We start from the raw sequence: 25,830 nt of genomic DNA on the forward strand, positions 1-25,830 counted from the left end.
TCTCTCAGAAATAGCCGTGAGCGATGACGACTGCCCAGACGGCGTCATTGCATCACCGGCCTGCGCCGTGCCGAATAGCGATACCAAGAACTGCTAGCCAGCGACGACTCTCAGTCCACGCCGCCCCCCCTGCATCATGGAAGCTAACGAGGAGCCCCTCTCGCCAGAGGTGTCGCAGGGCCTTGCGCATTCCAGCCATGGTGCTGGAGTTGAACGATGTGTCGGTGGCTCGGCAAATGGTGCAAGGCCTGGTCGACGGCAAGGTAGTCGACTGGATTCACCTGGAGCAGTGCACGAAAGCCGACATGTTGCCCGCCCATGGTGCTGCCGAAGCCTCGGCGCACGAAGCGATCAATGTCGCGCTGACACGGTCGCGTGGGAACGCATCGAAGCCTGCTTCGCGGGGGCCGGAAGACAGCGCGCAACCGTGAGATGGCTGGGGGCGAAAGCGTATTGGCATGCCCCGGCCGTTCGCCCTGAGACCGTCGAAGGACGGGCGGGCTAGTGGGCGCACCGGTCTGGGTGCGCCCATCGCCAAAACCGCAAGCGAGTGCGGCGCTGGCAGTTGCTTTCCTTACTTGTTTTTCTCTTTACCGCGCGGAATCACCGAAGTGACGGGCGGCATGGGGCGGTCGGAAGGACTGCCGCTGTTCTTGGGGGCTGAAGTGTCCTTCTTGGGTTTTTTGGACATCTTCTCGTTGCGCTGCTCTTTGGCCATAAATCCTCCGTTGGACGGCTAGGGATAAGCCGTCGTGCTGCCCCCAATGGTAAGGGACAAACCAGGGCAGAGATAGGCCGCAGTGTGGCGTATTCAGTCCATCTTCGCCGCGACCAGCTTCCAGCCGATCAGGCCATCACGGCGGAAGACAAAACCGCCCGACTCGCCCTTGACATGGACGAACACCTTGGACCAGCCCTGGTAGTCCACGGAAAGCTTCTTGCGCGGCTTGTCGACCTCGCCCGAAGGAATACCTATTCCGGCGGCAGCCACATCGGCGGGTTTGCCGGGCTTGCCGTTTTCCAGCATCAGCATCACGCCCTCTGGCGACACCAGGGCATCGGTGAACTGGTCGACCAGGCCCCTGGCCAGCATCTGGCCCAAACCGGCAAAGGGGTTGTCCTTCATGGCAGTCCGATCCATCTCGGATTCCATTTTCACCAGCACCTGGGCCTTGAGGCTTTCGCGCAGCGCAGGAAAGTCCACATGCTCCGCCACCGCGGCGGCGTCCTTGCGCTCGATGGCGCTGTGGATCTGGTGCAAGGTGATGTAAGGCGAGGCGTAGAGCAGCGCTGCCGCCGCAATGGCCACGGCGATGGCTGCGCCTGTAATTTTCTTGTTCATGGGCGTCTTCTCCCGGAATGAAATGAAAGGATGCACGTCGGTTGCGCATGCCGGCTGGAAGATTCTGCCAGCCCCGAAGAACAAAACCAGGGCAAGAAAAAAGCCCGTTTTCAACAAAGAAAAACGGGCTTGAATGAAGCCCAGCAGTTGCTGCTGGCTTCGTATGCTGGTGCGCGGGGCGGGACTCGAACCCGCACAGTATTGCTACCGTCAGGACCTAAACCTGGTGCGTCTACCAATTTCGCCACCCGCGCGGTTTGGGCTGCAGCGCAAGCACTGCAGCCTTAGGTCAACCGTCTATTTTACCTGTTTGGCGCCGCCTTTTAACCAAGCGGGCCCCATTTTTTAAGTCGCGGCCTCCGGCTTGCGCACGCGGAACCAGGCCGCGTACATGGCCGGCAGCGCCAGCAAGGTCAGCACCGTGGCCACGACCAGGCCGCCCATGATGGCCACCGCCATCGGACCCCAGAAGACGCTGCGCGACAGCGGGATCATGGCCAGCACGGCCGCGGCGGCCGTGAGCACGATGGGGCGCAGACGGCGCACGGCGGCTTCGACGATGGCTTCCCAAGCGGGCACGCCGCGGGCGCGGTCGATCTCGATCTGGTCGATCAGGATCACCGAGTTGCGCTGGATCATGCCCATCAGCGCGATCACGCCCAGCAGCGCCACGAAGCCGAACGGCCGGTTCAGCAGCAGCAGCGCGGCGGCAACACCAGCGATGCCCAGCGGGCCGGTCAGGAAGACCAGCATCGCGCGGCTGAAGCTGTGCAGTTGCAGCATCAACAGGGTGAAGGTCAGGAACAGCATCACCGGGATACCGGCGGCGATCGACGAGGCACCCTTGGAGCTTTCCTCGACGGAGCCGGCGACTTCGATGCGATAGCCGTTGGCGCCCTCCCCGTGCCAACGGGCTTCGATCGCGCGCAGCTCGGGCAGCAGCGCCTGGGTGACGGTCGCGCCCTGCAAGCCTTCGCGCACGTCGCCCTGAACGGTGATGGCATAGCTGCGGCCTTCGCGCCACAGCACGCCGGGCTCCCAGGCCATGACGGGCTTGGCGATCTGGGTCAGGGGAATCGACTGGCCCGAGGCCGTGGGCAGGTAGGCGTTGGCGATATCGGTGATCGCATCGCGCTCGTTCAAAGGCGGGCGCAGCACGATGTCGATCAGCTTGTCGCCTTCGCGGTACTGTCCGACCGTGGCGCCGCTGAGCATGACCTGGGCAGCCCGGGCGATGGACTGACTGCTGACACCCAGCGCGCGCGCCTTGTCCTGATCGACCTCCAGGCGCAGCGCCTTGACCGATTCGTTCCAGTTGTCGTTCACGCCGCGCATGTCGTCATTGGCGCGCAGCACCTTCTTGACTTCGTCAGCGCGCTCGCGCAGCACGGCCGGGTCGGGGCCCATCACGCGGAATTGCACCGGATAGGGCACTGGCGGGCCGTTGGGCAACAGCTTGACGCGACCGCGCGCCTGTGGGAACTCCTTGGCCAGCAGACTGGGCAACAGCAGGCGCAGGCGCTCGCGCTCTTTCAGATCAGCGGCCACGACGATGAACTGCGAGACATTGGTCTGCGGGAACACCTGATCCAGCGGCAGATAAAAGCGCGGCACGCCCGAGCCCAGCCAGGTGCTGACGCTGACGACTCCGGGCTCGGCCAGCAGGCGCTTTTCCGCGGCCACGGTCGTCTGCTCGTTGGCGACAAAGGCCGTGCCTTCGGGGAACCACAGATCGACCATGATTTCCGGGCGGCTCGAATCGGGGAAGAACTGCTGCTGCACGCGCGTCATGCCAAACAGACCCAGCGCAAACACCAGCACGGTGGCGCCAATGGTGATCCAGCGGTGCTCCACGCACCAGTTCACGGCGCGGCGAAACGCGTTGTAGAAAGCGCTGTCGAACACTTCGTGCGGCCCGGCCACCGCGCCCGAGTCTGCAGGGGCATCGCCCACCATGGCCGGCACTGGGGCGGCAGGATCAGGCTGCGCATGCGGCGGGCGCTTGAGCAACAGCGTGCCCAGATAAGGCACGAAATACACCGAAGCGAACCAGCTCAGCACCAGCGCGATCACCGTCACGGCAAAAATGGCATAGGTGTATTCGCCGGTCATGGATTTGGCCAGGCCGATGGGCAGAAAGCCCGCCGCCGTGATCAAGGTGCCGGTGAGCATGGGCATGGCGGTGATTTCGTAGGCGAAGGTGGCGGCACGCAGCTTGTCGTAGCCCTCTTCCATCTTGCGCACCATCATCTCGACGGCAATGATGGCATCGTCGACCAGCAGGCCCAGGGCGATGATCAGCGAGCCCAGCGAGATCTTGTGCAGGCCGATATTCCAGTACCACATGGCCAGAAAGGTCGCGGCCAGCACCAGCGGAATGGTGATGCCCACCACCAGGCCCGGGCGTGGATCGATGTACCAGCCGCGCCACCAGGCATGCACACCCGGGCGCCGGTGCAGGCCCAGGCTGATGAAGCTCACGGCCAGCACCACCACCACGGCCTCGATCAGCACGGCAATGAACTCGTTGACCGAACTGGACACGGCCTTGGGCTGGTCTTGCACGTTGACCAGTTGCATGCCCGCGGGCAACTGCGTGGTCAGGCTATCGCTGGTCGTCTTCAAGGCCTTGCCCAGGCGGATGATGTCCCCGCCCTTGGTCATGGCTACGCCCAGGGCCACGGATTCCACCCCCTGGTGACGGACTTTCACGTTCGGTGGATCGACGTAGCCACGGCGGATCTCGGCAATATCGCCCAGGCGCAGCTGCGCGCCCGAAGCGCCGCGTATCGGCATGGCGCGCAGGTCTTCGATGGCATTGAACTGCCCGGCCACGCGGACCTGGACCTGCTCCGCATCGGCCTGAACCACGCCCGCGCTTTGCAGCGCGTTCTGCTGGTCGAGCTGGGCCAGCACCTGGTTCATGTCCAGCCCCAGTTGCGACAGGCGCTTTTGCGACAGCTCGATGTAGAGCTTTTCGTCCTGCACGCCGAACAGCTCGACCTTGGCCACATCGGGCACGCGCAGCAATTGCTGGCGCACGTCGTCGGCCACGTTCTTGAGCTCGGCGTAGCTGAAACCCTGCCCTTGCAAGGCGTAGATCACGCCGTAGACATCGCCAAAGTCGTCGTTGAAGAACGGTCCCTGCACGCCTTGCGGCAAGGTGTAGCGCATGTCGCCGACTTTCTTGCGCACCGTGTACCAGATGTTGGCCACGTCCGAAGGCTTGGAGTTGTCCTTGAGCTGGAAGATGATTTGCGACTCGCCCGGCTTGGAATAGCTGCGGATCTTGTCGGCATAGGGCACCTCTTGCAAGGCGCGCTCTATCTTGTCGGTCACCTGCTCGGCCACCTGCTGCGCCGTGGCACCCGGCCAGTTGGTGCGCACCACCATGGCGCGGAAAGTGAACGGCGGATCTTCGTCCTGCCCCAGCTGGAAATAGGCGACAAAGCCCAGCAGCACGATCACCACCAGCAAATAGCGGGTGAGCGCCACATGCTCAAGCGCCCAACGCGAAAGATTGAAGCCCGGCTTGGGCTGCTCTTGGTTCATGGCGGGCTCAGCGGGTGACGGGGGAAACTGCGGGAGCAGGGGCGGGTGCGGAGGCCGGGGCAGGCGCAGAAGCACCAGCACCCTGGTAGACCGTCACTTTCTGGCCTGGGGCCAGCACATGGCCGCCGGTCGCCACTACCTGCATTCCCGGCGTGAGGCCGGAGGCAATCACCAAGGCATTGCCGTCGGCCGTCGCCACCTCGATTTTCTGCATGCGCACAGTGTGGGTGGCCGGGTCGAACACCCAGACGGCCGAGCCGCCGTTCTCCTGCATCACGGCCGTCGTCGGCAGCTTGATCACGGACTGGCCCGTGGCGCCCATGCCCTCGGGCCTGGCGTGGACCGTGGCACCCAGCGCGGGCAAGGGCTTGTCCTGAGCGCGTTCCAGCGCGGCCTTGACGAGGTAGGTGCGCGTCACCGGATCGGCGCTGGCCGCGACTTCACGCACACGCGCGCTGTACTGCGCATCATTGGCCCAGGCACGCACGCTCACGGCCTGGCCCGTGTGCACGCGAGCGATCTTGTCTTCGGGCACGGAGAAAACCACATCGCGGTCGCCGTCCTGCGCAATGCGCACCACCGACGTACCGGCCGCCACCACCTGGCCGGGCTCGGCATCTATGCCCGTGACCACGCCAGCCACGTCGGCCACCAGCCGGGTGTAATCGGTCTGCAGCGACTGGCCCGTGGCCTGCGCGCGCGCTTGGTCCAGGCTGGCCTGGGCGGATTTCAGCGTGGCCTGGCGCCTGTCCAGCTCGGCACTGCTGATGAAGTTCTGCGCCTTGAGCGCGGCAAAGCGCTGCACGTCGGCGGCCGCCAGATCGCGCTGCGTGGTGGCCGCGGCCACCTGCGCGCGCCCTGCGTCGGCCGCCAGCCGGTAGTCCTGGGCATCGAGCTGGGCCAGCAACTGCCCTGCCGATACCCGCTGCCCCAATTCAACCTGGCGCGACACCAGCTTGCCCGGCACACGAAAACCCAGCCTCGATTCGATGCGCGCGCGCACATCGCCCGCGTATTCCAGCTGGGATGCGAACTCGCCCACGCCCACCTGCAACAACTTGACCGCGCGCACAGGCTCGGACTCGGGCGCGGGCCGAGAGCAGGCCGTCAACCCCGCACAGGCCAGGGCCAGGGCAGACACAGCCCAACGGGGCCCAATAAATGACAAGGTGCGCATGCGGTGCTCGAAAAAAGCCCCGGCGCCCACGCTGCCAGTGCGGCGCGGCTCGGGGAAAACATTAGAGAGGCCGACGAAGAGCGGCCAACAGGTCGGCACAACCAACTATTGACTGACCGGTTAGTAATTTTGACATCATCCTTGCCCTCAAGGACAGGGATTTTTACAACTAGCGGCACATGCACTTATCTGGCAAGGAGCTTGAGCACAAACGTAGATTCTTGCCTCTTTCCATTAGCCCAATTTTCGCAATTTATACCGACCAGATGCGAAGCACCAACCATCGAAAATTAATCAGCAAAAAAATAAGCCTACGCTCGCAATATTAAAATCAAATACAAACACCCTCTCCAGCCCACCCCATCAAATGCCTGCACTACTGCCTGAATTTAACCGAAACATCTCAGCAAACATGGGAATGAGCAATTTATTTCCATACTCACTCAGGTGATCGTCATCATAGTAGATTGGCCGTCCATTCTTAACATCAATGCAACGACCATCCGGACACAGATAAGGCAATGGATCGAGAATCTTCACGCCACAACGATCTCGTGCCGCGTCCTGCGCTTTCAAGACAAAGGCGTTACGTTGGTGGTAGTCGGCAAGAGAAATTGACGCATCAGTACGTTGCCCCCACACCATAGAACGAGCCGTCTTGGGGACATCCGTGCCTAACTCTGGAATAGGACGCACCAAATAAACCGGCCGACTCAGCGCCAACTGACAAGCCGTATCTGTCAAATGGTCTCCGTATTCCTTGAGATATTCAGAATCAGAGGTGGCGTATTGCCGCGAAAAATACACCTCAGGAATATTGGATTTGCCATGACCCTCGTTTTTACCTAATGCATATTGACCATGACGATTGACGATCACCACGGGAATTTCGGATGAGATACCCTTCATCTCACGCACGGCCCAATTGATGAAATCAACACAAGGCCAGTTTTCAAATATCGTGCTCTTGACACCTTGCATAATAGGACATCCGCTGGATGTCCACTCCATCACACCATCCTTGGAACTGAGTGTTGCAGCGGCCACTGCGGAAACAATGGCATTGGCGTGGCTGTCCCCCATCACAATAGCGCGCAGTTGCTCCCCGCCAAATCGGCATGAGGGCGACCCGGCTCCCGTGCCAATATGGCACGCCCCTTGACGGGGATTTTTATTCAGCGCTTCCGCTTCAATGACTTCTATCTCTGACGCGAATCGGCCCGTCACGCCATCCTTCAGAAAAACCGCAGCGCCCGGCGCGGCCATTGCAATCGCCGTGCCCAGCAGCGCAGCGGCACCCCAGCCCAACCGAAACCGGTTCAAATGCACCCGAGCAGGAACCTCAACCAACCGATAAGACAGATCCCCCAGAACAAGCGTCAAAACCAGCCCAGCAACGATAGCCATCGAGTCTGCTTGCCACTCCAGGTACGTCAGCGCCACCACGATCGGCCAGTGCCACAGATAAAGTGAATACGAGCGCGTGCCCAACCACTGAGCGATAGAGCTTCCGGTCCAGCGCGATGCTGGCTGCGCAGCCAGCAGCACTGCCGCCGTACCGATCACCGGGACCATTGCGCGCCAGCCCGGCCAGGGAGATGAGGCAGCAAACCCGGCGATGGATCCGATCACCAAGGCTATGCCGGCCATTTCAAGCACCGTGCGCTGTCGCGCCGTCAACGCCCAGCGGTTGGCCAGTAGAAAAACCAGGCCGCCGGCCAGCATTTCCCAGGCACGCGTGGGCAGCAGGTAGAAAGCGGCGGTGGGACGAAGTGACGTTACCACCACCGACAACGCAAGCGAGGTCAGCAACCCGACCACCATCACGACTACCACGCCGCGGCGTCCAGGACGCCATTTCCACACGCCCAGCAACACCACCGGCAGCAACAGGTAGAACTGCCACTCCACCGCCAGCGACCACGTATGAAGCAACCATTTTTCATGCGACGCCGCATCGAAGTAACCAGCTTCGCGCCAGAACTTGATATTGGAAAGAAAAACCAGACTGGACACTGCATGCGCGCCTAACGCCTTGTAGTCAAGCGGCAGCAACACCCACCACCCCAGGGTCAGCAGCACCGCGCACAGAACGATCAATGCGGGAAGAATACGACGCGCCCTGGCAAGGTAGAAGGCAAGAAGGGAGAACCCTCCACGCTCCAGACCGTTGACCACTATGCCGGTCATCAAGAAGCCAGAAATCACAAAAAATACGTCAACTCCGACAAAGCCACCGCCAAATCCTGGAACACCGAAGTGATAAAAAATGACGGCCAAAACGGCCCAGGCGCGCAAGCCGTTGATGTCGCCCCGGAAACCGGGTGCGATGCTGGAGTCTTTGATCACATGTACCTACCGCTGTTTTTTGTAGGCGGATTGTAGATTGGCGGGCACGTTACTCGCTGGCTTGATTGAGACGACTTTGGCGCCTGGGGAAAGCGCATTCTTTGCCTGCAGCCATAGGCCTGCAACTCGACAACCATTACGTTGTTTTCAACAAGGCACCGTTTGCCATGCCGAACTCCTCACCCGCTCAGTCTTTACATACACAAAAAGCAGCCTCGGCGACACGCTCCTCCTCGGCAGCACCACCTAACTTCACTGAACGGAATTACCCGTCCATCGGGCTTTCAGAGCCGCCCTCCAACTTTCACGCAGTTGCTGAGAATTTTCGATAAGAACCGCCCCGACTCGTCAAGCGACAATGTCGTCGTGAAACAAACCACCCCGCCCCCCGCCCTTCCTTCTTCACCCTCATCTCCCGCTGTACCCCAGGTCGCCCCCTCTCCTGGCATCGAGGCGGAGGTAGCGGCGCCCACCCTAGCCGCACCCGTCACGCATTACGAGAACTTCCCCGTGGCTTCGCTGCTGTGCCCGCCGCATCTGCGCCAGCCGATTGCCGCGATCTACGGCTTTGCGCGCACGGCCGACGACATCGCTGATGAAGGGGATGACAACGCCGCCGAGCGACTGGCCCAGCTCGATGCCTACCGCGGCGAGCTGCTGGCAATCGCCGCAGGCCAGGCCCCGGGTGCGCGTTGGGCCACGGTGTTCGGGCCGCTGCAAGTGGCGATACAGCAGCACGCCCTGCCGGTGCCGCTGCTCGCCGATCTGCTCAGCGCCTTTTCCCAGGATGTACGCAAGACGGCCGACGGCGCCACCTATGCCGACCGTGCCGAACTGCTCGACTACTGCCGCCGCTCGGCCAACCCCGTGGGCCGGCTGCTGCTGCACCTGTACGGCGTGCACGACGCCCAGGCCCTGGCCGAAAGCGATGCCATCTGCAGCGCCTTGCAACTGATCAATTTCTGGCAGGACCTGAGCGAAGACATTCCCCGGGGCCGCCATTACCTCAGCGACGCCGACTGCGCGCGCCATGGCGTCACCCGCGCCCAGCTGGCCACGCTGCAGAGCACGCCAGCCACCCGGCAGCTGATTGCCGACAACGCCCGCTGGGCCCGCGAATGCATGGCGCAAGGCCTGCCCCTGGTGCACCGCCTGCCCGGGCGTGCCGGCTGGGAACTGCGCCTGGTGGTGCAAGGCGGACTGCGCATTCTCGACAAGGTCGATGCGCTGCAAGGCGCCAGCCTGCACACCCGCCCGCGCCTGGGCAAGGCCGACTGGCTGCGCATGCTGGGGCGTTGCCTGCGCATGTGATCCGAAGGCCCTGCGCCAGGGCCGCCCGGCGCCGCTGGCGCACAATGCAGCCATTACAGGCGCCGACCTGCGCGTCCGCCGTGCGCGCGCAGCCCTGCCCGCCCGTCACTTTTTTTGCCCATACATGCCTTTTTCTTCTCTCGGCCTTTCCCCGGCCCTTGCCCGCGCCGCCAGTGAGCTGGGGTTCGACCAGCCCACGCCCATTCAGTCGCAGGCCATTCCGGCCATCGTCCAAGGACGCGACGTCTGGGCTTCGGCGCGCACCGGATCGGGTAAAACCGCCGCCTTCGCCCTGCCCGCATTGCTGCAGCACCAGACCCTGGCGCTGAGCCAGCGCCCCGGTGGCGCGCGCAGCGTGCACACCCTGGTCGTGGTGCCCACGCGCGAGCTGGCCGCCCAGGTCGGAGAAGTACTGCGCAGCCTGGGCAAGGACCTGTCCCAGCCGCCCAAGATTGCCGTGGTGTTCGGTGGCGTGTCGATCAACCCGCAGATGATGGCTTTGCGCGGCGGTGCCGATATCGTCGTGGCCACGCCCGGCCGCCTGCTGGACCTGGTCGACCAGCGCGCATTGCGCCTGTCGCAAGTACAGCTGCTGGTGCTCGATGAAGCCGACCGTCTGCTGGACCTGGGATTTGCCGACGAACTGCAGCGCACGCTGGCCCTGCTGCCCGCACAGCGCCAGACACTGTTCTTTTCGGCCACGTTCCCGCAGGAAGTCGAAGCACTGGCGCAAAGCCTGCTACGCGATCCGGTGCGTGTGGACATCCCCACCGATGCCGACGAAAGCCAGGCCACCATCCTGCAGCGCGCCATCTCCGTGGATACGTCGCGGCGCACGCAACTGCTGCGCACACTGCTCAAAGATCCGGCCTGGACGCGGGTGCTGGTCTTCGTGGCCACCAAACACGCGGCCAACATCGTCGCTGAAAAGCTCTACAAGAACGGCGTTTTTGCCACGCCTTTCCACGGCGAACTGAGCCAGGGCGCGCGCCAGCAAGTGCTGGAAGAGTTCAAGGCCGAGCGCTGGCAAGTGGTGGTGACCACCGACCTGGCAGCGCGCGGCATCGACATCGCCCAACTGCCGGTAGTGGTGAACTACGACCTGCCGCGCTCGGCCGTCGACTACGTGCACCGCATCGGCCGCACGGGACGCGCCGGCGAAAGCGGCCTGGCCGTGAGCTTTGTCACGCCGGCCAGCGAAGCCCACTGGCACCTGATTGAAAAGCGCCAGCACCTGGCCTTGCCACGCGAAATCGTGCCCGGCTTCGAGCCCGAGGAAGTCGCGCCCACGCCCGTACCCGGTGCGGCCGATGGCAATGGCGGCGTCAAGGGCAAGCGCCCGAGCAAAAAAGACAAGCTGCGCGCCGCCGCGCAGGCTGCTGCCGAAGGCGGCGACGCTGAGGCCTGAGCCCCCCAACGCCAAAGACCCATCGACGAACATGGGACAATGGCGGTCTATATGAATCCGGCCCAGTACGTCCAAGAAAAAGCTGCAGCTTCAGGCAGCAGCTTTTATTACGCCTTCCTTTTTCTGCCCCAGTCGCGTCGCGCAGCTATTACGGCGTTCTACGCCTTTTGCCGCGAGATCGACGATGTCGTGGACGAAGTCTCCGACCCCGGCGTGGCAGCGACCAAGCTCGCCTGGTGGAAAAGTGAAGTTGGCAAATCCTATGCGGGCCAGCCCACGCACCCGGTGATGCAGGCGCTGATGCCCTGCGCCCCGGAGTACGGCATCACGCAGGCACATTTGCAGGCCGTGATCGACGGCTGCCAGATGGATCTGGACCAGACGCGCTACCTGGACTATGTCGGCCTGCAGCGCTACTGCCATCTCGTGGCCGGCGTGGTCGGCGAAGTTGCGGCGCGCATCTTCGGCCAGACCGACGACGCCACCACCGCTTACGCACACAAGCTGGGCCAGGCCTTGCAGCTCACCAACATCATTCGCGATGTCGGCGAAGACGCATTGCGCGGGCGCATCTACCTGCCCGTGAGCGAGCTCCAGCAGTTCGACGTCAAGGCCCACGAAATCCTCAAGCGCCAGTACTCGGACCGTTTCACGGCCCTGATGCGCTTTCAGGCTGAGCGCGCCCACCGGCTGTACGACGAAGCGCTGGCCATGCTGCCAGACGCCGACCGGCGCACACAAAAACCCGGCCTGATGATGGCCAGCATTTACCGCACCCTGCTGCGCGAAATCGAGCGCGACAACTTCCAGGTACTGCACCAGCGCATCAAGCTCACGCCGCTGCGCAAGTTCTGGCTGGCCTGGAAGATGCAGGCCTTGGGGCGGATGTGAGCGCGCGCTGCTCTGGGGGCAGCGAGCCGCACTTAAGAGGTAAGCGTGGGGGCCAGGTTTTGCCGCCGGGCCGCCCCAAGGCAAAACGCGCCCCCTCGGGGGGCAGCGGCTACGCGCAGCGAGCAAGCGTGGGGGCCCTGGCTAAAGCCCAGCAGGTGGCCGTCATCGGCGGCGGCTGGGCAGGCATGGCGGCGGCCGTCACCCTGGCCCAAGCAGGCCAGCAGGTCACGCTGTACGAAGCCGCCCGCAACTGGGGCGGCCGCGCACGCGCGCTGAACCTGGACACTCCCGAAGGCCCGCTTACGCTCGACAACGGCCAGCACATCCTGATCGGCGCCTATACCGACAGCCTGGCGCTGATGCGCAGCGTAGGTGTGGCCGTGAACGATGCCCTGCTGCGCCTGCCCATGACGCTGCGCTACGCCGACGGCACAGGCCTGGCCTTCCCCGACTGGGCGCCACCCTTGGATGCATTGGCCGGCATTGCGGGGGCACGCGGCTGGAGCTGGCATGAAAAGCGCGCCTTGCTGGCCCGCGCCACACGCTGGCGCCTGCAAGGCTTTCGCTGCGACGCTGCGGCCAGCGTGGCCGATCTGTGCACAGCGTTGCCGCAGAAATTGATGGATGAGTTCATTGCGCCGCTGTGCGTTTCGGCGCTCAACACGCCTCCCGAGATCTCCAGCGGTGCGGTCTTTTTGCGTGTGCTGCGCGACGCCTTGTTCAGCGGCCGCGGCGGCTCGCATTTCCTGCTGCCCAGAATCGATCTGGGCCGGATCTTCCCCGACACCGCCGCCGCCTGGCTGCAAGAACGCGGCCACGATCTGCGCCTGGCTTGCCGCGCCGAACAACTGCAGGCCGACGGCCGCCACTGGCGCGTGAACGGCCAACGTTTCGACGCCGTGCTGCTGGCCACCACCAGCCAGGAAGCCGCCCGCCTGGTGCGTGGCGCAGCCCTCGACAGCCATGATCCTGAGACCGCATCCGGGCTGCAGCAATGGTCCGCCAGCGCCGAAGGCCTGGAGTACACGGCCATCGCCACCGTCTATGCGCGTACCCACGAGCCCGGCCAGCGCCTGCCGCCCGCGCTGCCGGTGATGGCCATGCGCCCGGCCCCGGGTGCGCCCGCGCAATTCGTCTTCGACCGCGGCCACCTGGGCGGGCCCGCGGGGCTGATGGCCTTCGTGGTCAGCGCCAGTCTGGCCTCGCGCGCCGACACCGAAGCCCAGGTCCTGGCCCAGGCCGCGCGTGAGTTGGGCTGGCACGGTATGCAGCCCCTGACCACCGTGATCGACAAGCGCGCCACCTTCGCCTGCACGCCGGGCCTGCAACGCCCGGGCCAGGCCCTGGCCCCTGGCCTGTGGGCCTGCGGCGACTATGTTCAAGGTCCTTATCCGGCGACGCTGGAAGGGGCGGTGAGGAGCGGCATGGCCGCGGCGCAAAGCGTCGATTCAGCGCGCTAGGCGCGAGGTATCGCGCGCGGGGTGACGGGCAAGGCCCCGCCCCCTCAGCTTCCCGCCGACAACGGCTCTTCGAAGAATTCCATCAGACGCACGCGCCCCGCCTGGACATGGCGTTCAGCCGCGGCACGGGCGCGTGCGGCGTTGTTGCCGACGATGGCGTCGAAGATCGCGCGGTGCTCGACATTGGAGCGCCGCATATTGCCCGGCGCATTGAAATACCGCCGCCGCACCAGGTGCAATTCCTTGACGTAGTCGTCATACGCCTGCTGCGCCCGCCGGTTGTTCGACAACTGCATGATCAGCGCATGGAACTGCAGGTTGAGTTCGTAATAGGCCGTGCCCTCCCCGGCATCGCATGCCTGGTCCATCGCCGCCAGCAGCGACTCGCAGCGCTGGCGGTGCTCTTGCGTCATGTGGTCGCAGGCCCGCTCGGCCGCATAGCCAAACACCAGGGCGCGCAGCTCGTAAAGCTCCAAAGCCTCGCGCAGCGTGAGCTGGCGCACATAGACGCCCCGATTCGGCACAGCGGTGACGATGCCGAGCCCGGCCAGCACCCGCACGGCTTCACGGATGGGTCCGCGGCTCGTACCCATGCGCAAGGCCAAGGCCGCCTCGTTGAGGCGGTCTCCCGGCTTGAACTCCCCTGTGTAGATCAGCTGCTTGAGCTGCTCCACGATGGAATTCGAGAGGCCTGGACCGCGAGAAACAGAAGGGGTTGTCGTCATGGAGATGGATCGTACCTGCGCCAGCCACTGGCCAGCAGGCTGCGGGCTCATTCGACCTTCACATTGGCGCTTTTGACGAGACTGACCCAGAACTTGCCGTCCTCATCGAGGAACTTGCCGAAGTCCACCGGTGAACTCGACAGCGACACTTCGGTGCCGTCGCGTGCCAGGGCCGCCTTGACCGAAGGTTTTTGCATGGCGGCCACGGTGGCCTTGAAAACCTTTTGCAGTATGGGCGCTGGCGTGTTGGCCGGCAGGAACATCCCGTACCAGAACGCGAGGTCGTAGTCCGGCAGTCCGGCTTCGCGCATGCCTGGCAACTGCGGCACCAGCGGCGAGCGATCGCGGGTACTGACCGCCAGCGCACGCAGCTTGCCGCTGACGATCATCGGCAGCACCGAAGGCGAAGTGCCGAACGTGACCTGGGTGTCGCCCGCCATGACGGACTGGATGGCCAGGCTGCCACCGCGGTAAGGCACATGCGTCATCTCGGTCTTGCTCACCAGGCTGAACAGCGCCGCGCCCAGATGGGGCGCCGAGCCATTGCCCGACGTGGAGTAATTGAGCTTGCCCGGATCCTTCTGGGCCGCCTTGATCAGGTCCTGGACGGAGTTGATGCCGGTGGACGCATTGACCGCCAGCACCAGCGGAGACGTGGTGATCTTGGTGACCGGTGCCAGGTCCTTGGCGGTATAGGACAGCTTGGGATTGAGCGCCGGATTGACCGAGATGCTGCTGGGGCTGGCGATGAGCAGCGTATAGCCATCGGGCGGCGATTTGGCGACGATGTCCGCAGCGATGCTGGAGCCGTTGCCGGGCTTGTTTTCGATGATGACCGGCTGGCCGAGCTCCTTGGAGAACGCCTCGCCCATCGCCCTCGCCACATAGTCGGCCGCGCCGCCGGGCGCAAAGCCCACCACCAAGCGTATGGGCTTGATGGGGTAGTTGGCCGGTGCGGACTGCGCAACGGCGCCGCCAGCGCACGCAACAAGGGTCATGGCCAGTAGCAGCTTGTTCTTTTTCATTGTCTGTCTCCTGTTTATGGGTTGCTAAAGCGTCTTACGCCGGCATCGTCAGGACGATCTTGCCGGCGTGGTGGCCGGCTTCCATGCGGGCCTTGGCCTGGGCGAGGTGGGCGAAATCCACCGTCTCATCGATATGCGGGCGGATGCGGCCGCTGGCGAACAAGGGCAGCACCTCGGCCACGAACCGGGGAACGGCGGCCGACCTTTGCGCCTTGCTGCGCAGCTTGTTGGACACGCCGAAAACGGTCAGGCGCCTGGCATGCAGCGTGCCGAGGTCGATGTCGGCATGGACCACGGTGTCGACATAGCCCACGGTGGCCAGACGGCCTTCAAAGGCCAGACTGCGTATGCTTTCGGCAAACACGCTGCCGCCGACCGTATTGATGACCAGGTTCGCGCCTTGCTGCCCTGTCGCGTCGAGCACCTGCGCGGAGAAATCCGGCGCGCGTGTCTGTATGCCCAGGTCCAGGCCCAGCGCTGCCAGGGAATTCAACTTGTCCCGCGAGCCGGAGGTGCCTATGACCTTCGCGCCCAGCGCCTTGGCAAGCTGCAGCGACGCGACGCCCACGCCGGAGGAGACGCCGTTGATCAGCACCCATTGACCGCTCTCAAGCTGGCCTTGCAACACCAGCATGTCGTAGGAAACGAGGAAAGTCATGGGGATGCAGCCGGCCTCTTCCCAAGAAATTCCTGCGGGCACCTGCATCGCCTCGGCCGTGTCCATGAGCGCGTATTCGGAGAATGCGCCTGCACAGCGGCCCATGACGCGGTCGCCCATGGCGAATCCGGTCACGCCCTCGCCAAGCGCCACCACCTCCCCGGAACACTCGCCGCCTATGGCTTTCCAGCTGCCGGGCGCGCCGTGCAGCCCATGGCCGGCAACGAACTCGCCGCGGTTGAGCGATGCGGCACGCACGCGCACCAGCAATTGCCGCGCGCCGGGCTCGGGCACGGGCACGGCGCGCTGCTCCAGCACCGATGAGTCGGCGTTCTGCTGCATCCAGTAGGACTGCATTGTTGTCTGCTTCATATCGAGACTCCTGGAGTGGGCGGCTCAGACGCCGGAGAAAACCGGTGAGCGCTTTTCCATGAAGGCGGTACGGCCCTCGGTGTAATCCGCGCTGCGAAAGCACCCCTGGATCAGCGCGGTGCACAGCTCCAGGTCGATGTCGGTGGACGGCTTGAGGATCTCGCGCGTGATGGCCTTGCCGGCGGCGATGGTCAGCGGAGCATTCATGCCAATGCTGCCCGTGTACTCGGCCAGCAGCGCAGGCAGGGCCTCGACCGGCACGGTGCGGCTGATGAGTCCGACGGCCTTGGCCTCCGCTGCATCGATGCGGCGGGCGGTGAAGAACAAGTCCTTGGCCACGCCCGGGCCCACGAGATCGACCAGGTTCTTCATCGCGGAATAGCGGTAACCCAGTCCCAGGCGGGCAGCGGGAATGGAGAACACCGCATCGTCCGCCGCGATGCGGATGTCGCAGCTGATGGCCACATTCACTCCGCCGCCAATGCAGTAGCCGCGGATGCTGGCCAGCGTGGGCTTGGGGAAGTCGTAGATCGCCATCAGCGCCTCTTCGGCCATGGCCTCGTAGCGCGCCACGGCTTCACGCGCCGCGCGCATGTCCTCGAACTGCGAAATGTCGGCACCGGAAACAAAGGCTTTCTCGCCCGCGCCGGAAAACACCACCAGGCGCACGCGATCGTCGCCCCGCGCCAGATTCAGCAGCCGCGGCACGGCCTCCCACATATCGACCGACAAGGCGTTGTGCCGCGCGGGGTTGTTGAACTGCACGTGCAGTGCGCTGCCGTCCAGCCAGGACAGCACACGTTCGGTGCCGGATGCATAAATGGGTTCAGACATCAGAAAACTCCTTGTTCCTTCATTTCGACAATGTGCTCGGCCGAGATGCCCAGCTCCTGCAGGATTTCCTCGGTATGCTGGCCGCGGCGTGGCGCGGCGCGGGCGATGGTGCTGGGGGTGCGCTCCAGTTGCACCGGCTGGCCCACCAGACGCTGCGGCCCGAGCCGCTCGGAGACCACTTCCTTGACCATGCCCAGGTGCTGGAGCTGCGGCTCGGCAAACACTTCGCGCATGTCGCTGATCAGGCCGCAGGCCACGCCGCCCGCGTTGAACTTCTCGACCCAGTAGGCGCGGTCTTCGGCGGCCAGGCGCTGGTTGATCTCGGCGTTCAAGGTGTCGCGGTGCACCGACCGCGAGGCCTTGTCGTGGTAGCGCGCGTCCGCTATCCACTGCGGCGCGCCGAGGATGTGGCAAAAGCGCTCCCAGATCTTGGAGCCGAAGACCGCGATGTTCATGTAGCCGTCGCGCGCCTGATAGACGCCTGTGGGAATGCTGGTCGGATGGAAATTGCCGGCCTGGGTGGCCACCTCGCCATCGGTGAGAAAGCGCGCGGTCTGGAAGTCCAGCATGTAGACCATGGACTCCAGCAGCGAGGTGTGCAACCACTGCCCCTTGCCCGATTGCTCGCGCTCCAGCAGCGCGATGAGAATGCCCTGGGCGGCAAAGATGCCGGCGCAGAGATCGGCGATAGGGATGCCGACGCGGGCCGGACCGTCGCCGGGAAGGCCGGTCACCGACATCAGGCCGCCCATGCCCTGCGCGATCTGGTCGAAGCCCGGGCGCTGCGCCAACGGGCCGGTCTGGCCGAAGCCCGAAATGCTGGCGTAGACCAGGCCGGGATGGTCCTTGGCCAGGCTGTCGTAGTCGATGCCCAGCCGGTATTTCACGTCCGGCCGGAAGTTCTCCACCACCACGTCCGCGGTGGCGATCAGACGCTTGAGCGTGGCAATGCCTTCCTCTTCCTTGAGGTTGAGCGTGATCGAGCGCTTGTTGCGATGGGTGTACTGGTAGTCGGAGCCGTCCTGGCCGCCAAGCGTGTCGTCGCCGCGCATGTGCTCCGGCATCTGAACCTGCACGACGTCGGCACCCCAGTCGGCCAGTTGGCGGCACGCGGTGGGACCGGCACGAACCTGGCTGAGATCAATGACGCGAAAGCGCGATAGCGCAGCGGATGCGGGCATATGTGGCATTGCAACTCCTGAAAAACATGTGTTCATTGTTTTCACTTGAGCAACAACTGTCAACACTTTAAAGACTTAAGTTAACTCATGGAAATCCATTGTTTTCTATTTTTGGGAAGCTGGCACAATGCTCCGGCCTCGCGGGCGCGCCACCGCGCACCGGATCAACAATGCGTGGAGGGTGTAAAGCCGCAGGCCTGGAACAGGCGCTCGGAACAGACATTGCCCGACGTGATGCGAGCGCAGCAATGGCACTTGCCGCGCTGGAGCGGGCGGTAAGGCGTGAAATGGCAGCTGCCCGACAGGCGCGAGCAGGGAGATGGCGGCTTACCGCCGCTTCAATGCCGTCTTGAGCGCAGCCACCGGGTCGGCATCGGCAGCGATGTCCGCGATGGAAGTGCGCAGCGTCACCTTGTTGCCAGTGACCGTGAACGCATCCACGGACAGATAAGCGCCTGAGCCTACCGACCGGATGGTGACGATCAGGCTCGGCGCTTCGCCCGGCTTCAGCGTTTCGAGGAGCACCTTTTCCAGCGTGCCGTTTCTCGCCCGGACCAATCCCGCGGTAAAGAACCCCGCATCGTCGCCCACTGGCACGCCTTCGGTGGCGTACAGGCGCACGCTGTAGCTGCCTATGGATCGTGGTTCGAAGTCGCCTTCAGCCACCACCAGGGCTTGAGCGCCCGGCAGCGCCAGCTTCTGCACAAAGCGATCGCCGGCCTGCACCCGCCAGATACGGTGGCGCACTTCGACATCCTGGGGCGTATACACCACCAGCGGCAATCGGCTGTTGTAGCGCAGCAGCGGGGCCTCACCGCCCAGGGTGATGAAACGATAGACCTTTGGCGCGGCAGGATCCACCGCCATCAATGTTCCTGCCATGGGCCCCAGTTCACGCAGCACATGGCGCTCGAACCCCCAGCCAGGAATGATTTCGGTTTCGAGCCGACCGCCAAAGAAGTAGCGGTTGGCAGGATCCACCTTGACCGTCTTGCCGATCATCAGCTCGACCTTGAGATCGGCTTCGTTGGCCTGTGGCGGCAGGTCGATGACATGGCGCACCATGCCTTCTTGCGCCGCCGGAAAGGCCTTCAGATTGTCGCCAGCCCAGGCCAAAGAACTGCCCATCCACAAGAAAAATGCGATGGCGACCCAGCTTGTCATGGCGCGCCTGGAGCGCTTGTGACCGTCATTCAACCGGAGTCTTGCATCCATTGCGCTCACCGCTCCAGCCACCACTGAATCACCACCTTGGCCAGGAAGCCGAGGAAGCCCACGCCCAGGCCCAGAAAGATCACGAAAGTGCCGAACTTGCCCGCCTTGGACTGGCGCGCCAGCTGCAGGATGATGAACACCATGAACAGAATGAAGGCCCCCACCCCGTAGGTGAGGAAGAAGTGGGCAATTTGCTCTTCTGTGTACCCGAAAATCACAACAACAAGTCCTACAACGCCCTGCTGGCTCCGGACTGCGGTGCTTCGCGCGGTGCGAAGTCCGACGCGTCCACCAGATCACGGTAGGCATGCCAGCTCGCATGACCGAGCATGGGAATGACCGCCACCAGACCGATCAGCAACGAGCCCAGACCCAACAGGGTAAAAAATACAATCAACGCCGCCCACAGCGCCATGGGCGCCGGGTTGGCAAGGACCACAGACCAGCTCGTGAGAACGGCCTGCAGCACGGTGACACGTCGGTCCAGCAGCAGCGGCATGGCCACGACGCTGGACGCAAAAATGGGCGCGGCCAGAAAACTGCCCAACGCCAACCACAAAGCAAACAGCTGCCCCTCGCGTGCCAACACGACGTGGTGCAGAAAATCCATGGGAGTGTGCACTCGCACTGGCGACAGCACGGTGATCAGCGATGCGGAGACCACCACCCAGCCCGTCGCCGCCAAGGACAGCAGCAGGCCGAAACGCACCAGACACCAATAGCCGCTGTGCTGGCCAACGCCTGCATGGCCGCTTTGCCAGCGCAACCAGGTCTGGCGCACCAGGCCCAGGCCGACCGGCTCGCCGCGCTCCAGCGCGCGGCTGATCGCATACAGGCTGGTCGCCACCACCGGGCCGACCACCAGAAACCCCGACAGGGCACCGGCCATCAACCAAAAGCGATTGTGCCCCACGGCCAGGATGGCGGCCCCCAGCAGCGCCAATACCAGACCATGGGCGAAGCCCAAGACCGGCGCGCGGCAGATGTCACGCCAGGCCAGCGCCAGCCAGGCCAGCGGCTGCATCAGGCCCACGGTGCGCACGCGGGGAAGGGAAGGAGGAGAACACAGGCGGGAACGAAGGGTACGTGGCATGGATCTCGGCGTGCAAACAGGTTCAGCCCTTGGCCAGCTCCTGACACAATTGCGCGAGGCTGGCCACCGTCGCGGGGGGCACTGCCCCCTCGTGAGGCCAGTCTACGCCGCCCCGGTTGAGCCAGACTGCGTGCATACCCGCATCCCGCGCCGCGCAGGCATCGAGCCGGGCGTCGTCGCCCACGTGCAGCACGCTGGCCGCGGGCACGCCAGCGGCCTCGGCGGCGAGCGCGAAGATGCGCGGATCGGGCTTGGCCACGCCCACCAAGTGGGCGCTCACGCTGGCGTGGAAAAAGCGCCCCAGCCCCACGGCATGCACGTCGGCCGTGCCATTGCTCAGCGCCACCAGCGGCCAGCGGGAGGCGAGGAATTCCAGCGCCGGCAGCGCATCGTCGAACAGGTCCACGCGCTGGCGCTCGGCAAAGAACACATCGAACGCGGTCTCGGCCAGCGCCGTGTCGTCGCCCGCGCGCCCCAAGGCCAGGCGGATGGACTCGCGCCGCAGGGCGCTCAGGTCGTGTGCCAGATCGGGTCTGAGCTGGACGATCTCGGTGCGCACGGCTCGCACCGCCGTCGTGTCCTGCAGCGCCTGGGCCGTGGCCGGCGCATGGGCGTGCATCCATTCGAGCAGCACGCGTTCGGCGCGGGCAATCGTCGGCCAGATAGGCCACAAGGTGTCGTCAAGATCGAGGGTGACGGCGCGGATGCCGGTAAACGAAGGAAAAGCGTGTGGAGGCTGCATATGGAGGCCAAGAATACAGCAGCCACCAGGGGCTGTGACCGCGCTGGTGCGCAGCGACGGGCGGCCTTTGTCACAATCGACGCATGCCCTCACGCTTTGTGCCCGAACCCACCCTCCCCCATGGACAAGCCCAGCGCACCGCCGTGCTGCTGTGCAACCTCGGAACGCCCGATGCGCCCACGGCGCCGGCCGTGCGCCGCTACCTGGCCCAATTTCTCAGCGACGACCGCGTGGTGGAGATCCCCAAGCTCGCCTGGTGGCCCATACTGCACGGCATCATCTTGCGCACCCGGCCCGCCAAATCGGCGACCAAATACGCCACCGTCTGGCATGCGCAAAACGGCTCGCCGCTCGCCCACTGGACCACCCTGCAGGCCAAGCTGCTGCGCGGCTGGCTGGGCGAAGCCGGCCACAACGTCCTGGTGCGCCCGGCCATGCGCTACGGCAATCCATCGATGGCCAGCCAGCTCGACGCGCTCAAGGCCGAAGGCGCGACGCGCATTCTGATCCTGCCGCTGTACCCGCAATATTCGGGCACCACCACAGCCAGCGTGTTCGACGCGGTCTACGACTGGGCACGCACGCAGCGCCATATTCCCGAGCTGCGCTTTGTGAACCGTTACCACGACGACGCAGCCTACATCGATGCACTGGCCCAGCGCATCGAAGCCCACTGGCGCAGCGAAGGCCGTGGCGAGCACCTGGTGATGAGCTTTCACGGCGTGCCCGAGCGCACGCTGCACCTGGGCGACCCCTACCATTGCGAAAGCCAGAAAACCGGCCGCCTGCTGGCCCAGCGCCTGGGCCTGCAGGCCGGGCAGTACACCGTCACTTTCCAGTCGCGCTTTGGCAAGGCCAAGTGGCTGGAGCCCTATACCGAGCCCACACTGATCGCCATGGCCCAGCGCGGCGTCAAAAGCGTGGATGTGGTGTGCCCGGGGTTCACCAGCGACTGCCTGGAAACGCTGGAAGAAATCAACCAGGAAGCGCGCGAAGCGTTCCTGCACGCCGGCGGCCAGCAGTTTGCCTACATTCCCTGCCTCAACGACAGCCCTGCATGGATCACGGCGCTGAGCCAGATCGCCCAGCAGCACCTCGCAGGCTGGCCCACGCAGAAGCCCTCCGAGCAAGCGCTGCAACAGACCGCCGAGCGCGCCAAGGCCATGGGGGCCAGCCACTGAAGATTCCGGCTTATTCCTGCAGCGCATGAACTAACGCCATTTCCATCTTTGGCAAGCATGGCGTTAAAACCGACAATCGGGTATTAGTCATTGACTTGAACCCTTCGGATTTGCCATGAAAAAAATGCTTGCCTTTGCGGTGGCGCTGACCGCAGCCCACTGGGCCAGCGCGGCCCAGCCCCTGTTGACTCCGGCGCAACTGAGCGCACAGCTCCCCGCCGCCGCCCAGGTGCGCGTCATCGATATCCGCGACCCCAAGGCCTATGGCCAACAGCACATCCCGGGCGCGGTGAATGCGCCCTACGGCAAGTGGCGCGGCCCGGCCACCAACCCCGGCGAGCTGCCTGACGTGTCCCAGCTCACCCAGCTCGTGCAATCGCTGGGCCTCACGCCCACCGTCCATGCGGTGGTGGTGTCCACAGGCGCCGACGCCACGGACTTCGGTGCTTCGGCCCGGGTCTACTGGACGCTCAAGACTTTGGGCCTGAAAGAACTGTCCATCGTCAACGGCGGCATGAAAGCCTGGACCGACGCCAAGCTGCCGCTGGACAACGCCGCCGTCAAGATCGCGGCCAGCAACTGGCAGCCCGCGCTGAACACCGAACTCATCGCCACGCGCGACGACATCCGCCAGCACCTGGACCTGAGCAACGCGGCCCTGGTCGACTCGCGCCCGGATGCCTTCTACCAAGGCAAGACGCGCGCCCCGGCCGCCAAGCTGTCGGGCACCCTGCCCGGCGCGCAGCAGCTCGATTTCAACCAGTGGTTCGTGCCCGGCACTTCGATCTTTGTCGACGCCGCCGCAGCCAAGCAGATCGCCGCCAAGGTGCAGCGCCAATCCGGCCAGGACATGGTGGCGTTCTGCAATACCGGCCACTGGGCCGCGACCGACTGGTTCGGCCTGAGCGAAATGGCCGGCCTGCCCAACGTCAAGCTGTATGCAGGCTCCATGGTCGACTGGACCCAGCAGCCCGGCACGCCGGCCCTGGCCAACCAGCCCAGCCGCTTCGAGTCGCTGGCCTATGATGCGCGCCAGTGGTGGCAGAGCAAGGTCAAGTAAACCCGTCTGCCGCCGCCTGCGCTGATCACTTCCAGCGCAGGCCGTCTTTTTTCTTGCAATTCCCATTGGATCGGTGGACATGAAACGTCTTCCCCTCGCGGCCTTGATGGCCGTTTTCTTTGCCTGGCTGCTGTGGACCGTGTCCGTGCGCCAGGCCGCGCTGTTTGCCGTCGGCATCGGCCTGGGTGCCGTGCTCGCCGGCCAGCGCTTTGGCTTCACCACGGGCTGGCGCATGCTGATCGAGGACAAGGACGCCAGCGGCGTCTTCGGCCAACTGCTGCTGCTGGCCCTGGCGGCCGCGCTGGCCATGCCGCTGCTGGGTTACTTCCCTGAACTCACGGCCGCCCTGGGCCCACCGAGCATCAGCCTGCTGATCGGCGCCTTCGTCTTCGGCCTGTGCATGCAGATCGCGGACGGCTGCGGCAGCGGCACGCTCTACAAGGCCGGCATGGGCATTCCCATGAACGCGGCCATCCTGCCGATGTTCGCCATCGGCAGCTTTGTCGGCTCCATGCACCTGGGCTGGTGGCTGGACCTGGGGCGCGTGGCGCCCGTGGGCCTGGTCTCGCAGTTTGGCTGGGCCAAGGCCTTGGGCGCCACGCTGCTGGCGCTGGCCCTGGTGGCCGTGGGCGTGCGCTGGTATGTGGGCCGGGCCAACGCCCAGCTGCAGCGCCCTGTGCGCCCGCTGTGGGGACGCAAATGGGTGGTCGGCGCCGTGCTGCTGGCCATCCTGGCCACGGCCAATCTGGTGATTGCCGGCCAGCCCTGGGGCGTGGTCTACGGCTTCGGTCTCTGGGCCGCCAAGGTGGCCAATGCCACGGGCACCGTGGACCTGGCGCAGAACTGGTTCTGGAGCCAGCCCGGCAATGCCGCGCGCCTGCAGGAAACCGTGCTGCTGGACGTGACCAGCATCACCAACATCGGCATCCTGGCCGGCGCCCTGTGGGTGGCGGCCAACAAGCCGATCACGGCCAAGGCCTTGACCGGCACGCAATGGCTGGTGGCTCTGGTCGCCGGCCTGGTGCTGGGCTACAGCTCGCGCCTGGCCTTCGGCTGCAATGTCGGCGCCATGCTTTCGGGCATCAGCACCGGCAGCATCCACGGCTGGATCTGGGTGCCGCTGGCCTTTGTCGGCACCATCTTCGGCCTGCGCATCCGCCGGCATTTCGGCTTTTGAGAGGGAGCAGCTTCATGACACGACAAACCACGCTGCGCGCTGCCTTCTGGCTGATTCTGGTCAGCTTTCTGGCCTGGGACTACCTCCACTCGCCCCCGGTCGATCTGCGCTTTGAAGCGCCGCTGATCGCCGCCGGCTCGGGCAAGGCCACGCAAGGCGGCCACTGCTCCATGCCGGACTGAGCGACAGCGCGCCCTCACCCCAGCCCCGCTTGCGGGGCTTTTTTACGCCTGCTGCTCGCCCGCACGCAAGGCCCTCTTCACCGCCTGCCACTGTCGCGGAACATTGAGCGCCGGCGCATGGCCGCAGCCTGCCACTTCCAGCCACTGCAGCTGGCCGCGCGCGCCCGGGCCGCGCTGCAGCATCTGCTGCGCCGTGGATGCCAGCACCAGGTCGGAAGCTTCGCCGCGCAGCAGCAGCACCGGGATCCGCAGCGCGTCATAGTGCGGCCAGATCAGGTAGTCGTTGTCGTGCAGCGTGAACTGCTGGATCATGGCCGGGTCGTAGTGCGGCGTCACGCGGCCGTCGGGCAGGCGGCGCGTGCTGCTCTCGGTCAGCGCGCGCCACTGCGCATCGGGCAGCCAGCCGTAGGGCGTGTAAGCGCTGCGGAAAAACGCTTCGAGCTCGGCGATGCGCTCGAACACCGGTGGCTGGCCCGCATAGCCCTTGATGCGCTCCAGCGCCGCCTGGGCAAGCTCGGGTGCATTGTCGTTGAGCACCAGGCTGCGAATGCGGGGGCTCAGCGTCGGCTCGAACAGGCCCGCAGCGCAGACCGTGCCTATGGCCCCGCCCATGGACGTACCCACCCAATGGACCTGGTCCAGGCCCAGCGCATCGAGCAGTTCGCGCGCCAGGCGTGCATAAAAGCGCAGTTGGTATTCCTCGGCCGGCGCGCGGCTCCATTGGCTCAGGCCGCGGCCCAGGGTGTCGGGGCAGATCACGCGATAGCCCTGCGCGGCCAGGTAGCGGGCCAGCGGGTCCATGTCGCGGCCGGTACGCGCCAGACCATGCCAGGCGATGACCGTGGGCAGCGCGGGTCCGGACCCGGGCACGGGCGCCCAATCCATGTAGTGGATT

24 protein-coding genes and 1 tRNA gene are annotated in these 25,830 nt (G+C 64.8%); 9 read left to right on the forward strand and 16 right to left on the reverse strand.

The window, feature by feature from the left end:
- Positions 1-197: 197 nt before the first annotated feature.
- Positions 198-431, forward strand: a complete 234-nt coding sequence (locus tag N0K08_RS03415; RefSeq protein WP_261498600.1) for a hypothetical protein — start codon at positions 198-200, stop codon at positions 429-431.
- Between the two features lie 143 nt (positions 432-574).
- Here the strand turns inward: N0K08_RS03415 and N0K08_RS03420 are convergent, their stop codons facing one another.
- From N0K08_RS03420 to N0K08_RS03445, 6 genes are all read right to left on the reverse strand, one after another.
- The gene (locus N0K08_RS03420; RefSeq protein WP_261498601.1) at positions 575-718 is read right to left on the reverse strand and encodes a hypothetical protein; all 144 of its coding nucleotides are present in this window, start codon (positions 716-718) and stop codon (positions 575-577) included.
- A 93-nt stretch (positions 719-811) separates the two neighbouring features.
- Positions 812-1,342, reverse strand: a complete 531-nt coding sequence (locus N0K08_RS03425; RefSeq protein ID WP_261498602.1) for a DUF2939 domain-containing protein — start codon at positions 1,340-1,342, stop codon at positions 812-814.
- A 167-nt stretch (positions 1,343-1,509) separates the two neighbouring features.
- A tRNA-Leu gene (locus N0K08_RS03430) sits at positions 1,510-1,596 on the reverse strand.
- A 91-nt stretch (positions 1,597-1,687) separates the two neighbouring features.
- Complete coding sequence (locus N0K08_RS03435; RefSeq protein ID WP_261498604.1) at positions 1,688-4,894, reverse strand: efflux RND transporter permease subunit; 3,207 nt, start codon at positions 4,892-4,894, stop codon at positions 1,688-1,690.
- A gap of 7 nt (positions 4,895-4,901) precedes the next feature.
- On the reverse strand, positions 4,902-6,071 hold the full coding sequence (locus tag N0K08_RS03440) for an efflux RND transporter periplasmic adaptor subunit (protein ID WP_408642896.1): 1,170 nt from the start codon (positions 6,069-6,071) through the stop codon (positions 4,902-4,904).
- 363 nt (positions 6,072-6,434) lie between these two features.
- Complete coding sequence (locus N0K08_RS03445; protein ID WP_261498607.1) at positions 6,435-8,420, reverse strand: acyltransferase family protein; 1,986 nt, start codon at positions 8,418-8,420, stop codon at positions 6,435-6,437.
- A gap of 447 nt (positions 8,421-8,867) precedes the next feature.
- On the opposite strand from N0K08_RS03445, the gene hpnC reads away from it, so the two are divergent.
- From hpnC to hpnE, 4 genes are all read left to right on the forward strand, one after another.
- Complete coding sequence (gene hpnC / locus N0K08_RS03450) at positions 8,868-9,731, forward strand: squalene synthase HpnC (RefSeq protein ID WP_261498662.1); 864 nt, start codon at positions 8,868-8,870, stop codon at positions 9,729-9,731.
- 124 nt (positions 9,732-9,855) lie between these two features.
- A complete protein-coding gene (locus tag N0K08_RS03455; RefSeq protein ID WP_261498609.1) occupies positions 9,856-11,139 on the forward strand; it encodes a DEAD/DEAH box helicase in 1,284 nt (427 codons plus the stop codon).
- 51 nt (positions 11,140-11,190) lie between these two features.
- Positions 11,191-12,030, forward strand: a complete 840-nt coding sequence (gene hpnD / locus N0K08_RS03460; protein WP_261498663.1) for a presqualene diphosphate synthase HpnD — start codon at positions 11,191-11,193, stop codon at positions 12,028-12,030.
- 128 nt (positions 12,031-12,158) lie between these two features.
- Positions 12,159-13,490, forward strand: coding sequence for a hydroxysqualene dehydroxylase HpnE (gene hpnE, locus N0K08_RS03465; protein WP_261498611.1), 1,332 nt, complete (start codon positions 12,159-12,161; stop codon positions 13,488-13,490).
- Positions 13,491-13,534: 44 nt separating this feature from the next.
- Here the strand turns inward: hpnE and N0K08_RS03470 are convergent, their stop codons facing one another.
- The 9 genes from N0K08_RS03470 to N0K08_RS03510 form a co-directional block, all read right to left on the reverse strand.
- Complete coding sequence (locus tag N0K08_RS03470; RefSeq protein ID WP_261498612.1) at positions 13,535-14,215, reverse strand: GntR family transcriptional regulator; 681 nt, start codon at positions 14,213-14,215, stop codon at positions 13,535-13,537.
- Between the two features lie 47 nt (positions 14,216-14,262).
- Positions 14,263-15,240, reverse strand: a complete 978-nt coding sequence (locus N0K08_RS03475) for a Bug family tripartite tricarboxylate transporter substrate binding protein (protein ID WP_261498613.1) — start codon at positions 15,238-15,240, stop codon at positions 14,263-14,265.
- Positions 15,241-15,274: 34 nt separating this feature from the next.
- The gene (locus N0K08_RS03480; protein ID WP_261498614.1) at positions 15,275-16,270 is read right to left on the reverse strand and encodes a quinone oxidoreductase family protein; all 996 of its coding nucleotides are present in this window, start codon (positions 16,268-16,270) and stop codon (positions 15,275-15,277) included.
- A 24-nt stretch (positions 16,271-16,294) separates the two neighbouring features.
- Positions 16,295-17,104 carry an enoyl-CoA hydratase gene (locus N0K08_RS03485; protein ID WP_261498615.1) on the reverse strand — a complete coding sequence of 270 codons (810 nt, stop codon included), beginning with the start codon at positions 17,102-17,104 and terminating at the stop codon, positions 16,295-16,297.
- A complete protein-coding gene (locus tag N0K08_RS03490; protein WP_261498616.1) occupies positions 17,104-18,294 on the reverse strand; it encodes a CaiB/BaiF CoA transferase family protein in 1,191 nt (396 codons plus the stop codon). Before N0K08_RS03490 ends, N0K08_RS03485 begins: the two co-directional genes overlap by 1 nt.
- Before the next feature lie 318 nt (positions 18,295-18,612).
- A complete protein-coding gene (locus N0K08_RS03495) occupies positions 18,613-19,500 on the reverse strand; it encodes an ecotin family protein (RefSeq protein WP_261498664.1) in 888 nt (295 codons plus the stop codon).
- Positions 19,501-19,505: 5 nt separating this feature from the next.
- Positions 19,506-19,718: a DUF2788 domain-containing protein gene (locus tag N0K08_RS03500; protein ID WP_261498618.1), complete on the reverse strand. Its 213-nt coding sequence runs from the start codon at positions 19,716-19,718 to the stop codon at positions 19,506-19,508.
- Positions 19,719-19,729: 11 nt separating this feature from the next.
- Positions 19,730-20,593, reverse strand: coding sequence for a DUF2189 domain-containing protein (locus tag N0K08_RS03505; RefSeq protein WP_261498619.1), 864 nt, complete (start codon positions 20,591-20,593; stop codon positions 19,730-19,732).
- A 22-nt stretch (positions 20,594-20,615) separates the two neighbouring features.
- Complete coding sequence (locus N0K08_RS03510) at positions 20,616-21,335, reverse strand: HAD family hydrolase (protein WP_261498621.1); 720 nt, start codon at positions 21,333-21,335, stop codon at positions 20,616-20,618.
- 83 nt (positions 21,336-21,418) lie between these two features.
- Here N0K08_RS03510 and hemH point away from each other — a divergent pair, with 83 nt between their 5' ends.
- The 4 genes from hemH (at position 21,419) to N0K08_RS03530 (ending at position 24,935) form a co-directional block, all read left to right on the forward strand.
- Positions 21,419-22,516, forward strand: a complete 1,098-nt coding sequence (hemH, locus tag N0K08_RS03515; protein ID WP_261498623.1) for a ferrochelatase — start codon at positions 21,419-21,421, stop codon at positions 22,514-22,516.
- Positions 22,517-22,631: 115 nt separating this feature from the next.
- Positions 22,632-23,576, forward strand: coding sequence for a sulfurtransferase (locus N0K08_RS03520; RefSeq protein ID WP_261498625.1), 945 nt, complete (start codon positions 22,632-22,634; stop codon positions 23,574-23,576).
- A gap of 79 nt (positions 23,577-23,655) precedes the next feature.
- A complete protein-coding gene (locus N0K08_RS03525) occupies positions 23,656-24,753 on the forward strand; it encodes a YeeE/YedE family protein (RefSeq protein WP_261498626.1) in 1,098 nt (365 codons plus the stop codon).
- A 14-nt stretch (positions 24,754-24,767) separates the two neighbouring features.
- The gene (locus N0K08_RS03530) at positions 24,768-24,935 is read left to right on the forward strand and encodes a hypothetical protein (protein ID WP_261498628.1); all 168 of its coding nucleotides are present in this window, start codon (positions 24,768-24,770) and stop codon (positions 24,933-24,935) included.
- 42 nt (positions 24,936-24,977) lie between these two features.
- Here N0K08_RS03530 and N0K08_RS03535 read toward each other — a convergent pair whose 3' ends face one another.
- Positions 24,978-25,820: an alpha/beta fold hydrolase gene (locus N0K08_RS03535; protein WP_261498665.1), complete on the reverse strand. Its 843-nt coding sequence runs from the start codon at positions 25,818-25,820 to the stop codon at positions 24,978-24,980.
- Positions 25,821-25,830: the final 10 nt, after the last annotated feature.

This window comes from Acidovorax bellezanensis, assembly GCF_025421555.1.
In the GTDB taxonomy this organism is placed as follows: Bacteria; Pseudomonadota; Gammaproteobacteria; order Burkholderiales; family Burkholderiaceae_C; genus Comamonas; species Comamonas bellezanensis.

What these genes read in the sequence shown, in the direction of transcription:
- N0K08_RS03510 (WP_261498621.1), bottom strand. Translation starts at nt 21,335, where the DNA reads ATGCAGCCTCCACACGCTTTTCCTTCGTTTACCGGCATCCGCGCCGTC.
- N0K08_RS03520 (WP_261498625.1), top strand. Translation starts at nt 22,632, where the DNA reads ATGAAAAAAATGCTTGCCTTTGCGGTGGCGCTGACCGCAGCCCACTGG.
- N0K08_RS03475 (WP_261498613.1), bottom strand. Translation starts at nt 15,240, where the DNA reads ATGAAAAAGAACAAGCTGCTACTGGCCATGACCCTTGTTGCGTGCGCT.
- N0K08_RS03525 (WP_261498626.1), top strand. Translation starts at nt 23,656, where the DNA reads ATGAAACGTCTTCCCCTCGCGGCCTTGATGGCCGTTTTCTTTGCCTGG.
- N0K08_RS03530 (WP_261498628.1), top strand. Translation starts at nt 24,768, where the DNA reads ATGACACGACAAACCACGCTGCGCGCTGCCTTCTGGCTGATTCTGGTC.
- N0K08_RS03505 (WP_261498619.1), bottom strand. Translation starts at nt 20,593, where the DNA reads ATGCCACGTACCCTTCGTTCCCGCCTGTGTTCTCCTCCTTCCCTTCCC.
- N0K08_RS03480 (WP_261498614.1), bottom strand. Translation starts at nt 16,270, where the DNA reads ATGAAGCAGACAACAATGCAGTCCTACTGGATGCAGCAGAACGCCGAC.
- N0K08_RS03455 (WP_261498609.1), top strand. Translation starts at nt 9,856, where the DNA reads ATGCCTTTTTCTTCTCTCGGCCTTTCCCCGGCCCTTGCCCGCGCCGCC.
- N0K08_RS03485 (WP_261498615.1), bottom strand. Translation starts at nt 17,104, where the DNA reads ATGTCTGAACCCATTTATGCATCCGGCACCGAACGTGTGCTGTCCTGG.
- N0K08_RS03440 (WP_408642896.1), bottom strand. Translation starts at nt 6,071, where the DNA reads ATGCGCACCTTGTCATTTATTGGGCCCCGTTGGGCTGTGTCTGCCCTG.
- N0K08_RS03425 (WP_261498602.1), bottom strand. Translation starts at nt 1,342, where the DNA reads ATGAACAAGAAAATTACAGGCGCAGCCATCGCCGTGGCCATTGCGGCG.
- hpnD (WP_261498663.1), top strand. Translation starts at nt 11,191, where the DNA reads ATGAATCCGGCCCAGTACGTCCAAGAAAAAGCTGCAGCTTCAGGCAGC.
- hemH (WP_261498623.1), top strand. Translation starts at nt 21,419, where the DNA reads ATGCCCTCACGCTTTGTGCCCGAACCCACCCTCCCCCATGGACAAGCC.
- N0K08_RS03535 (WP_261498665.1), bottom strand. Translation starts at nt 25,820, where the DNA reads ATGGATTGGGCGCCCGTGCCCGGGTCCGGACCCGCGCTGCCCACGGTC.
- N0K08_RS03490 (WP_261498616.1), bottom strand. Translation starts at nt 18,294, where the DNA reads ATGCCACATATGCCCGCATCCGCTGCGCTATCGCGCTTTCGCGTCATT.
- N0K08_RS03415 (WP_261498600.1), top strand. Translation starts at nt 198, where the DNA reads ATGGTGCTGGAGTTGAACGATGTGTCGGTGGCTCGGCAAATGGTGCAA.
- N0K08_RS03495 (WP_261498664.1), bottom strand. Translation starts at nt 19,500, where the DNA reads ATGGATGCAAGACTCCGGTTGAATGACGGTCACAAGCGCTCCAGGCGC.
- N0K08_RS03470 (WP_261498612.1), bottom strand. Translation starts at nt 14,215, where the DNA reads ATGACGACAACCCCTTCTGTTTCTCGCGGTCCAGGCCTCTCGAATTCC.
- N0K08_RS03420 (WP_261498601.1), bottom strand. Translation starts at nt 718, where the DNA reads ATGGCCAAAGAGCAGCGCAACGAGAAGATGTCCAAAAAACCCAAGAAG.
- N0K08_RS03435 (WP_261498604.1), bottom strand. Translation starts at nt 4,894, where the DNA reads ATGAACCAAGAGCAGCCCAAGCCGGGCTTCAATCTTTCGCGTTGGGCG.